Annotated in this window: 12 protein-coding genes and 1 tRNA gene; 4 read left to right on the top strand and 9 right to left on the bottom strand. The window is 35.0% G+C overall.

The features are described from left to right. Nucleotides 1–158 precede the first annotated feature (158 nt). The 8 genes from M0Q20_RS07705 to M0Q20_RS07670 form a co-directional block, all read right to left on the bottom strand. Nucleotides 159–830, bottom strand: coding sequence for a type II secretion system protein (locus tag M0Q20_RS07705; RefSeq protein ID WP_295060160.1), 672 nt, complete (start codon nt 828–830; stop codon nt 159–161). 143 nt (nt 831–973) lie between these two features. Beyond that, on the bottom strand, nt 974–2,788 hold the full coding sequence (locus M0Q20_RS07700) for a citrate/2-methylcitrate synthase (RefSeq protein WP_295060157.1): 1,815 nt from the start codon (nt 2,786–2,788) through the stop codon (nt 974–976). A 9-nt stretch (nt 2,789–2,797) separates the two neighbouring features. Beyond that, entirely contained in the window at nt 2,798–4,135 is a 1,338-nt protein-coding gene (locus M0Q20_RS07695; protein ID WP_295060155.1) for an ATP citrate lyase citrate-binding domain-containing protein, read from the bottom strand. 87 nt (nt 4,136–4,222) lie between these two features. Beyond that, nucleotides 4,223–5,416 (bottom strand): hypothetical protein, encoded by a 1,194-nt coding sequence (locus M0Q20_RS07690; RefSeq protein ID WP_295060152.1) that lies wholly within the window; start codon nt 5,414–5,416, stop codon nt 4,223–4,225. Beyond that, complete coding sequence (locus M0Q20_RS07685) at nt 5,413–5,982, bottom strand: aminodeoxychorismate/anthranilate synthase component II (RefSeq protein ID WP_295060149.1); 570 nt, start codon at nt 5,980–5,982, stop codon at nt 5,413–5,415. Before M0Q20_RS07685 ends, M0Q20_RS07690 begins: the two co-directional genes overlap by 4 nt. Before the next feature lie 313 nt (nt 5,983–6,295). Then, nucleotides 6,296–6,372 (bottom strand) — tRNA-Arg (locus M0Q20_RS07680). Between the two features lie 66 nt (nt 6,373–6,438). After that, nucleotides 6,439–6,657: a hypothetical protein gene (locus tag M0Q20_RS07675; RefSeq protein WP_295060145.1), complete on the bottom strand. Its 219-nt coding sequence runs from the start codon at nt 6,655–6,657 to the stop codon at nt 6,439–6,441. Between the two features lie 4 nt (nt 6,658–6,661). Beyond that, entirely contained in the window at nt 6,662–6,889 is a 228-nt protein-coding gene (locus M0Q20_RS07670) for a hypothetical protein (RefSeq protein WP_295060142.1), read from the bottom strand. Nucleotides 6,890–7,091: 202 nt separating this feature from the next. Between M0Q20_RS07670 and proB the strand changes: the two genes are divergently transcribed. Continuing rightward, nucleotides 7,092–7,862 carry a glutamate 5-kinase gene (proB, locus tag M0Q20_RS07665; RefSeq protein WP_295060139.1) on the top strand — a complete coding sequence of 257 codons (771 nt, stop codon included), beginning with the start codon at nt 7,092–7,094 and terminating at the stop codon, nt 7,860–7,862. Between the two features lie 52 nt (nt 7,863–7,914). On the opposite strand, the gene M0Q20_RS07660 is transcribed toward proB, so the two are convergent. Next, a complete protein-coding gene (locus tag M0Q20_RS07660; RefSeq protein WP_295060136.1) occupies nt 7,915–8,163 on the bottom strand; it encodes a hypothetical protein in 249 nt (82 codons plus the stop codon). A gap of 225 nt (nt 8,164–8,388) precedes the next feature. Between M0Q20_RS07660 and M0Q20_RS07655 the strand changes: the two genes are divergently transcribed. The 3 genes from M0Q20_RS07655 to M0Q20_RS07645 are packed head-to-tail and all read left to right on the top strand — an operon-like array spanning nt 8,389 to nt 10,805. Then, nucleotides 8,389–8,811: a RimK/LysX family protein gene (locus tag M0Q20_RS07655; RefSeq protein ID WP_295060133.1), complete on the top strand. Its 423-nt coding sequence runs from the start codon at nt 8,389–8,391 to the stop codon at nt 8,809–8,811. Nucleotides 8,812–8,825: 14 nt separating this feature from the next. Further along, a complete protein-coding gene (rimK, locus tag M0Q20_RS07650; RefSeq protein WP_295060130.1) occupies nt 8,826–9,758 on the top strand; it encodes a 30S ribosomal protein S6--L-glutamate ligase in 933 nt (310 codons plus the stop codon). Nucleotides 9,759–9,761: 3 nt separating this feature from the next. Continuing rightward, nucleotides 9,762–10,805 carry a succinylglutamate desuccinylase/aspartoacylase family protein gene (locus M0Q20_RS07645; protein ID WP_295060127.1) on the top strand — a complete coding sequence of 348 codons (1,044 nt, stop codon included), beginning with the start codon at nt 9,762–9,764 and terminating at the stop codon, nt 10,803–10,805. The last annotated feature ends 1 nt before the right edge of the window (nt 10,806 follow it).

Below are 10,806 nucleotides of genomic sequence, written 5' to 3'. Positions count from 1 at the left end.
AACACTCTATCGATGTTTTCCAGCGTCGCTATCGCTTGCGTAGAAATTTCGTTTCACTCATTTTGTGGAGGGGAATTATAGGCAAGTTAGGCTTATTTATTTCTTAATTAGTGTGAGAGTTTTTGAACATAACTTTTTTGGTAAAATATACTTCAGTTTTATAGTATATGTGCATAACCACTTTCAGGCTCAATAGCTATTACAATGTTCTCATTATTATCACTCAAAGTAATTCTGCATTGCGCTGTTATCAACCTATCTGCAGCATGATAAGCTGAAGTATAATTATGAAATGCCCCTCTTAACGGCCGTCCTAAGTTATCAAATGCTATTCTTTGGCTTCCCGCTAACGAACAGCTTCCAGAGAATGCAACTCCAATAATTCCATAATTATCACCAAGATTCATTTCATGAGTTGCTTCATCATCTCCAGAATGTATAAGAGCCGCTCCATTTGCACCACCAGTCAATCTCTTGGTATTATTAAGAGGATTCACGGCAACTTCTTCTGGATCAGGATTTCCTGTGCTATTTCCAAGTCTATCAGAAAAAATAGTATAGCTCCACTGGTTAAACGTATTTTCGCCATTTGAAAAAAAAATCTGCCATCTTTCTTTAAACCATTTTTGATTACCTGCACTATCTACTCTATTGGTGTCAAACTTATCATCAACCATCGCTAAATGTTGTGTATATCTAATATGTGAGACAACTTGTTCTGCAGCTTCACGTAGTGAGCTTGAGCCAATTCTTGGAATCATTACTGCGGCTAAAATTCCCACAACTACAATTACAAACACAAGTTCTAGCATAGTAAATGCTTTTTTCATAATAATCCAGTTAAATCTTTTTACTACAAGTATATCAAAAAATATATAAAAAATTTAAATAAAATCATAAAGGGAATTTTTATTAGAGGGGTTTAGAACTATTCAAAGAGAGGTGCTCTCTTTGAATTAAAAGGCAGAGATTTTTAAATCTTCTCTGCAACCTGAACATCATATAAAATGTCATCCATAGGATGTCTATACATAGGCATAGCTAGACGTTTTTCATCTAAGATATGACCGATAAATCCGATAGAGCGTCCTACGATAAAGAATGAGTTAAGCGTTCCAGAAGTTATAAACTCATCAATTTCTACTTCTGTATAACCTAAAGCTCTCCACATATCAACCATTAAGATACCGATTGTTCCATCAACATTAAGAATTAAATTCTCTTTTTTAGATGTTGTTAATTGCTCAACTGTCAATGCATAATCAAGTAACGGAGTTGCAGGAAAATACTCACGAGCAAACTTTTTAAGACCCTCAACGCGTAAATCAGGGTTCTTAAGAGATTTGATTCTATGTCCAATACCAGGAATAGGAACACCCTCTTTTTTCATATGATTTAAAAACTCTGCAGGAGTAAGTTTGTTGTCATCCGCATATTTGAAATACTCAGCAGCACCGTCAATTGCACCGCCAAATCTTGGTCCTATTGTTAAAAGTCCTGTTACAAGTGATTCTACAACGCTTTTTCCTGCTCTTGCAGTTACTTTTGCATTGTGAGCACCGGAAACTGCAGGACCATGGTCTGCTACGGTTTTCATTACAGTCTCAATAAACTCTGTAGCCCATTTTGGATACTGTTTTTTAAACCATAAAAGTGAAACAACATCACCGATACCTTTGCCTGTATCTGGAGTTGCAAGAGAAGAGATTGGGAAGCCTGCATAAGTTGCCTCATCCCCTCTATCATCAGAAATTGTACAGATAAACTCTTTTGATTTTCTAACTTTAGGGCATACGTTGATAGGTGGTTCAACTATGTCTTTTATAGTACCTGAGGCGTGTAGCTCATGATAAACAGCGCTTATTATTTCCGGTAAATCATTGAATGATGCAGGAACATGGATACCAACTTCTTTCATAGCTTTGTTTTTAGCCTCAGCTGTTTCTGCCTCAGCATTTGCAGATGCCCCCGCATGTCCGAACTGTACGCCGCTGTCATAATATTTAGCGATTGTACCTATACACCATGCGATAATCGGCTTTTTAATTTTTCCGCTTTTTACAGCTTCGATAACTTTATACTCTTCAGTACCACCCACCTCTCCAAGAAGAAGCATATACTTAACTTCAGGATTAGCTTCCATTCTTAAAAGATTGTCAATAAATACAGAACCAACAAATCTATCTCCACCGATAGCAACACCCTCTGCAATACCGTCAGCGTTAATAGCGATAATATTTGAGAGCTCGTTAAATAGACCGCCTGAGCGAGTTACAAGTCCACATGAACCCGCACGGTGAAGTTTAGACTGAACAATATTTTCAATTGTTCCACCAATGTTTGCTATTTTAAAAGCTCCCGGTGCAATTGCTCCAACTGTAGCAGGTCCGATTACAGTTACGTTTTTTTCTCTTGCGGTCTCATTCATACCACGAGCAAGTCTCTCAGGAATACCCTCTGCCGTAATCATTATAGAAGAGAAGCCGCCAATCTCTAAAGCTTCCATAGTAACATCATAAGCTGTTCTAAATGATGCAAAGTTTAAAAGTACATCAGCTTGCGGCTGGTGTGCCTTTGCTTCAGCAGTATTTTTATAAATAGGAACCATTATCTCCTCTGGGCCATAAAAAAACTTCTCAAATTTATTTGTACTTGTAGGAGCTACAATAGCTGCAACAGAAGGTTTAGTTCTTTTTATCGTGTAGTCATAATCCAACATTCTTTGAATTGCAGTCTTGTTGTTATTCCAAAAAATTGCTTGTGTGTCTCTAGTAAATAATTGTGCCATAATCTCCCCTTACTTCTCTAATGCCATACGTACAATGTCAGTAACATGTGTCTCCGGCCCATAAACTTCAATATAAAGACCAAGTCTGTCAGCAGCTTCTTTAATATCTTTAAGACCTTTTTCGTAGTTTGGTCCACCGCGTCTTACATAAATCTTAACACCAACCTTTTTCATCTTATCAGCATAGTTCTCAAAAGCTTGAATTATTCCGGTAAATGTTTTTGCAACATCCGTAAAGTTAGCAATAGCTCCACCGATTATTAAAACTTTATCTCTGCCTTTAGCATCTTTTTCTCTTGTCATAAGATCCAAGATTGTCTCTGCATAAAATTTTGTCTCTCCGGTTGTCGGTCCACCTGAATACTCGCCATAGTTAGCAAGATCTTCAATACCTGCATAATCAGCAATAGTATCTGCATAAACAACAGAAGCACCACCGCCTGCAACCATAGTCCAGATTCTAGCGTCAGGCTTAAGAATAGTTAGTTTAAGTGAAGCGCCTGATTTGCTATCTGCTTCTTCAATTGCTAAAACTTCCGGAGATTTCTCTTCCATACCAAAAGATGTTGGATACTCAATATTTCCCCACTGCTCCTTCATCATAAAGCCGGCAGTATCGTCAAGTTTTGCAACCATATCTAATAGTTCGATTTTATTACCTTGCATTACAAAAGGATTAATCTCTAGATATGCAAAGTTTAATTCACGGTACGCTTTAAAAAAGCCTATACAAAAGTTTGCAAAATTAGCTTTATCTTTCTCAGCTACATCAGCAGGCACGTTTGCACGAATTTTTTCTGCAATCTCATCTTCGGTTGCAGTGATAGAAAATGCTAATTCAGTAACCTTCTCATCCCAACCCTCTTCAACTTCCATACCGCCTTCTGCCGACATGTATATAACATCATCATCGCCTACACACGTAGCAGAAACATAGTACTCTTCGGCTTGTTCATGTGGAGTAAACGGCTCAACGATAAAATGAGTAAGCATATCAACACTTGGTTCACCTGTTGGTGTATCGCCATCAAACGAGAAGTAAACTGATTGCTCAGTAGATGATTTTTCATCTATCCAACTAGCAGCTTTTGCTAAAGAGACATCTCCCGGCTTAGCATCTTTAAATAGAACTAAATTGTTTTTTCCTCTTTTACCAAATAACATATCTGGTTTAGCAACTAATTTTTTTTCTTTCAACCATGTCTTCTCTTTTGCAGCTTTAGTTAATTCTGATCCATTACGAACTATAACCGTTTCATATGCATAAGTAAAATCCGGAAAATACTTATCCCAATGCTTAGCCAAAATTGACTTAGCATCATATTCTCTTATCGCTTTTTGAGCCATTGAAACTCCCTGTTTTTAATATTTATGAAATTTTATCATATGAAAACCAATCTTAGACTATATATAAAGATTAAGTGTATAATAGATTTAATTTATGTTTAAATCTGTAACATTAGCAGAGTAAACAACTCTATTTTTGTAACTAATTGTTACACTATCAGATTTTATTGCCTCTGTTGGAATTTCTTCTAATACATAGTTGTTGCATTTTGTTACACCGTAAAACTCTAATCTATTTGACATTTTCGCATCACTGTCTACACAACTTATTCCCATCTCTTTAAGCTCATGAGCTAACTCTTTTGCAACATGCATTTTATATGAGAAGTGTTTTTTTGGATCTTCTATTATATAGTATAAGTACTTATTGAAAAAAACTACTGAGCTGTTTATCAGTAACAGTGTAAGCGATACTATAAATGCTAATTTATAGTTTTTCCTAAATATATTTAAGCGAACTCTATAAGAGTGTTCAAATGTTTGTGCCATAAGCGGAAATGCCAATAAGAGGTATGGAGCGAATTGCTCTATAGCAACACGCTGTCTAAATGAGAGCAGAAGAGAAAAAACAAGCACTACCGTAGAGATAAACCATAGTAGCTCAAACTCCTTAGTTAAATACCTTCTGTATAGCACGTAAAAAAGATATACAAAAATTATAGGAGAAAAGATTGCCGCATATATTCCAATAGAGTCTAAAAAATAGCCTTTTGGCGAGCCATGTGCATCAAACCCATATATAAATATTGATGATAACAGCATTATGAAATTAAATATAATAAATTTTTTATCTTTTTTATAAATTGAAAATATTATAAGTGCTATAAATAGAGGAAGAAAGTCACTCTCTATAAGCATGTAGAGAAGAAGGAGCGCATAGCTATACTTTATAGAGTAATTTTCATATATATAGACAAATAAAAATAGCCCAAATAGAATAACTCCTGCACTATTTACAATGATTGCCGAGCTAATAACTCCCGGAGTAAGAATAAACACTATAAGAAGCCATACTCTGTTCCTCTGAATTTTCACATAGTTTTTGGATATCTTATAGAGTAGTATTGCGCTTAAAATATGTAAAAAAATCATGGGAAGACGCAAAGCAAAATCATTTTGTCCAAAAAAGAGTAGTGAACTATTTATAAAGAGTTGTAAAATTGAAAAAGTGCCGCTTAAAATGTCTGCCTCATGATAGGATATAGAGAGCTCATTTATTTGTAAGGTAAGCCACAGCGCATCTAATCCTAAAATCAGAAATAGGACGAGCCTTAAACTCATAGCTTTAAAAAATTTCCAATTATCTCATGTCCATACTGGCTCATAATAGATTCAGGATGAAACTGAACACCGTAAATACTTCTGTCTTTTATTTTCAAAGCCATAATCTCGTTATCGTCAGTACTATATGCAGTTGGCTCTATTTCACTAGGAAGCTTGTTTTTATCCACTATCAGTGAGTGGTACCTAGTAGCTATAAACTCCTGAGGGATATCTCTAAAAATCTCGCACTCTAGCGTACGTTTCATTGTAGATGTTTTTCCATGCATCATATTTTTCGCACGTATAACTTTTGCACCAAAGACCTGCGCAATACTTTGATGCCCCAAACATATGCCTAAAATAGGAATCTTATCTTTGAAGTGTTCAATCACTTCTAGCGTAACTCCAGCTTCATCAGGAGAAGCCGGACCAGGTGATATTATTATTTTCTCAGGACCCAGTGCTTCAATCTCTTCAACACTCATCTCATCATTTCTAATTATTTTTAAATCCGCACCTAACTCTCTGCAGTATTGAACAATATTATAAGTAAAACTGTCATAATTGTCTATCATTAATATCATATTTTGTTTTCCCTACTTAACCTATATAACAAGGATTTTTAAAATTTTATAACTTTTTCTTTAAGTAATAGTAGCTCCCTACCAAAATCTACCTTGATGAGTAAACTAGGGCACATTATACTCTTTCTTAAATATTTTTTGAATTAAACTTACTCAAGAGGTTTAAAATTGAACAACTTTTTTAAATACTATTAAGCAAGCTGAATTAATATTTATCTAACTTTATAGATAGAGTTGTATTGGGGTACTTTAAAAATAGGTTATTTTGGTAGTAGTTATTAAGTAAAAATATGTTGTTTAAAAAAGGAAAGTATGGTGCGCCCGACATGATTCGAACATGTGACCGCTGGTACCGCAAACCAGTGCTCTATCCAGCTGAGCTACGAGCGCACACCATCTCTAAATAAAGAGACCGAAATTATATCACTCTTAGCTTATATAATAATAAATTACATCTTAAATATCTAGTTTTCTTACAATCTCTTCTATTCTCTGCTCTTGTAAAAAAAGTTCATGATTTTTACGAACATAGGCTTGAAGCAGTGTTTTTAACTCATTATTGCCCTCAACGTTAAAATCTTTTCTCATCTGCTGTTCTAAAAAAACAGCAAAATTATCCTCGACATCGACATCAAAACGACGATTTCCTATATTTAAACCAAGTTTTTTACTCATGAGTTTAAACCATTATACTTTCTAATTTATCTACAATAGACTCTATTTCGGCATCTTTGCGCACATTTTGCTCTATTAGTTTTTCTATCTCTTGATTTTTTATTTCACTCTCAGCTTTTATCTTAACCAACTCTATACGCAGTGCTTCATTATCTTCCTTAAGAGAGTTATACTGCTCAACAATAGTTGAAACTTTCTCGTTCAATCTTGCTAAAGTTGTTTGGTTTTGCATAAAACAGTCCTATTAATTATTATATAATTATAATTCTATCATAATTTAATATAGGAGAGTTTCAAAAAAATTAACTTTTTAAAGCTCTTTACTCTAATTTTTACTCTATAATAAAAACTAAATCTTTAACTTGTTACAATAAAATCCACAAACTCCTTGAAGGCTTAAAAACAAGGAGACTGCAAAGAATAAAGGAAAATTAATGAAAAGAGTTGTTATTAAAGTTGGCACTGCCGTCTTAACGCAAGATAATTATATTGCTAAAGAGCGCATGTTAAATCTAGTTACACTCATAGCAATGCTTAAGAAAAAATATAATGTGGTACTTGTTACATCAGGAGCAGTTGCTGCCGGATACTCTATACTAAAGCTTGATAAAAGAAAACAGATAGGCAAAAAAGCCCTCGCTGCTGCAGGACAACCAATCTTAATGACTGCATATAAAAAGAAATTTGATATTTATGATATTACAACTGCACAAATTTTACTTACTGAAGATGATTTTGACTCAAGAAAACGTACTAAAATGTTTCAAGAGATTATTGATGCGCATCTAGAAAACGATATTTTACCGATAGTAAATGAAAATGATATAACATCTACTCCAGAGCAGCTCTTTGGGGACAATGACCAACTATCTGCTAATGTAGCATATGCAACCGATGCTGAACTTTTAGTAATTTTAAGTGATATTGACGGTTATTATGATAAAAATCCACAAGAGTTTAAAGACGCAAAACTATATAAAACTATCAATGAACTACCAAAAGAGGCGCTCTGTGATCTTCCTACGGCAAATAATGAATTTGCAACCGGTGGAATTGTAACAAAACTAAAAGCTGCTGAATTTTTAATGAGTCGTGGGAAAAAAATGCTTCTATGTAACGGTTTTGACTTAGATGCGGCAAAATCTTTTCTTCTAGACGGCAAGCATACTCTAGGAACACTATTTGAGCCAAAAGCTAAAAAATAACTCTATGCTTCACATATTATTGGTAGCATTTTAAATGCTACCAAATATCTTTTTAATCGTAATCTTCTATAAACTTATTTCTGTGTGAAAACTTCTCTACAGGTTCATAATAGTCATCGTCTTCATCCCATGAATTCGCAAGTTCATTCTCAACTATTCTCTCATATCCTATTTTATTGAGTTCATCATCGATTTGCTCTACATCTATACCATTTTTTCTGCTAAAGTCTAAAATGTAATCGATATCACTTCTTATTACACCGTTTAACTCTAACATAAACTCTAAATCTTTAAACGTCATATCTGCCCTTTTAACAAATACACTCCGATTTTTTGCGGATCAATCTCTTTTAGCATACTGCCACTATAATTTACATCTTCCCTTTTTTATGTAATTAAAATTATACTCTTAAATGAATTTTTTTTTGCTAAAAATAACTTTAAAATAAACTATAATTTAATAAACTTTATATACAAATAGCATTATAGAATATGATATAATCTTCTTAAAAATCGGATTAGTTTAATGGCAGAGAAAAAGATTATCGGTACTAGAGAACTTATATCAATTCCTGATTTGGATCTTTATGATTTAGATGTAAAAATAGACACCGGTGCTGATTCAAACGCTCTGCACTGTGACGATATATTTGTCGATGAAGATAATATCGTACATTTTAAACTACTAGATGAAGTACATGCTGCTTACAATGGAAAAAAGATGGCAGTGCCCCTTCATGCCATAAAAAAAGTGCGCAGTTCAAACGGAGAGCTTCAACATAGACCCTCTATAAAAGTAAAAGTTGAATTTTTTGGCAAAACATATAAAACCGTTGTATCTCTTACTGACCGTTCAGATATGAAGTATCCTATGTTAGTGGGCAAAAAATTTTTAGCAAACAAATTTTTGGTTGATGTTTCAAAAGAGTATCTAACAAAAAAAATATAAATCAGGAAAAAATTATGAGAATCTATATACTCTCAAGAAATAGAGAACTTTACTCTACAAAGAGATTAGTTGAAGCTGCAAAACAGAGAGATTGGGAAGTCATGGTAATCGACTACCTAAAATGTAGTATAGAGATAGCAAAAGGCGAACTTAAAATTAACTACCAAGGAAAAGAGCTCCCTACTCCCGATGCCATTATTCCAAGAATCGGGGCAAGCAGAACATTTTACGGAACTGCTATGGTAAGACACTTTGAGATGATGTCTGCTTTTTCAACATCAGGAAGCTTGGCTATTGCTAGGAGTAGAGATAAACTTAGAAGTCTTCAGATACTCTCAAAAAACGATGTTGATATGCCAAAAACTGTTTTTGCTTCTAATAAATCCAGTGCTAAAGATGTGATTGCCCTTAGCGGAGGAGCACCGCTTATACTTAAGATACTTGAAGGAACACAAGGTGTCGGAGTTGTTTTAGTAGATAGTGAAAAAGCTGCCAAATCAGTACTAGATGCATTTTATGGGATGGATGTAAACCTTCTTGTTCAAGAGTATATAGAAGAAGCAGGCGGAGCAGATATCAGAGTATTAGTCGTTGGCGGTGAGGTTGTCGGTGCTATGAAGCGACAAGGTGCAGAGGGAGATTTTCGCTCAAACCTGCATCAAGGCGGAAGTGCAACTGCACATAAGCTCTCAAGAAAAGAAAAAGCTATGGCACTCGCTGCGGCAAAGGCCATGGGACTTGGAGTTTGTGGAGTAGATATGATACCGTCAGCTAGAGGACCTTTAGTGATGGAGGTAAACTCTTCTCCTGGTTTAGAAGGGATTGAAAAATCTACAGGGATAGATATAGCAGGAAAAATCATGGAGTATATTGAAAAAAATGTAACTATTAAATCCGGTACAACTTCAAAAAAAAGAAAATTAAAAAAAGATAGTATTGGAGCTTGATAGATGCCAGAGTTTATTTTAGGCAATGAAAAGATACCAAGAGGTGCTAACCTAACCATAGATATTGAACTACCAAAACTATACAATACTCCTACTAAGCTTCCAATTCATGTTATAAGAGGTAAAAAAGATGGACCTACTATCTTTATTAGTGCCGCTATACATGGCGATGAGCTAAATGGCATAGAGATAACACGAAGAGTTAGAAAGTTAAATATTTTAAAAAAGATAAGAGGAACAATTCTGCTTGTTCCAATCGTCAATGTATATGGGATAATGACACTCTCAAGGTATCTGCCCGACAGAAGAGATTTAAACAGAAGTTTTCCCGGGAGCCAAAAAGGCTCACTGGCGAGCAGGGTTGCAAAGATATTTTTTGATGAAGTCGTCAAAAAGTGTGACCTTGGAATAGACCTTCACACCGCATCAATTCACAAATCAAATCTCCCTCAAATAAGAACAAATATAGACAATGAACACACCTTTTCTCTGGCAAAAGCATTTGGAGCTCCGGTTGTGCTTCACTCTGAGCTAAGAGACGGCTCTCTTAGAGCAGTGGCTCAAGAAGAGGGCATTCCTATACTTCTTTATGAAGCAGGCGAAGCGCTCAGATTTGATGAGAAGTCTATTAGTATAGGCGTTCATGGAATAATTAATGTACTTAGAGAAAACGGTATGCTCCCTAAAGTTGCAAAAAAAAAGAGCCTAAAGACTCCTATTATCACAAGAAACAGTCAGTGGATACGTTCAAGTGAGAGCGGCATGTTAAGAACTATAAAGGCACTTGGCGATACAGTTAGAAAAGATGATATCATCGCCTTCATTGACGAGCCTTTAGGAGATGAGAGCTTTGAGTTAAGGGCACCTTATGACGGAGTAATAATAGGCAAGTCCGAGATACCTCTAGTACAAGAGGGGGATGCAATTTTCCACATAGCAAAACTTAACAACCTTGAAGTAGCAGAGAATAAAATCGAGTACTTTAATGAAAGTGCAATTGAGCTAAGTGAGTTTTTTGAACTTAACAACGAGGATATAATAGAATAAA

The sequence above is a fragment of the Sulfurimonas sp. genome, from assembly GCF_023229025.1.
In the GTDB taxonomy this organism is placed as follows: domain Bacteria; phylum Campylobacterota; class Campylobacteria; order Campylobacterales; family Sulfurimonadaceae; genus Sulfurimonas.
Note: the sequence above shows the minus strand (reverse complement) of the source record. Positions and strands in the feature narration are given on the sequence as shown.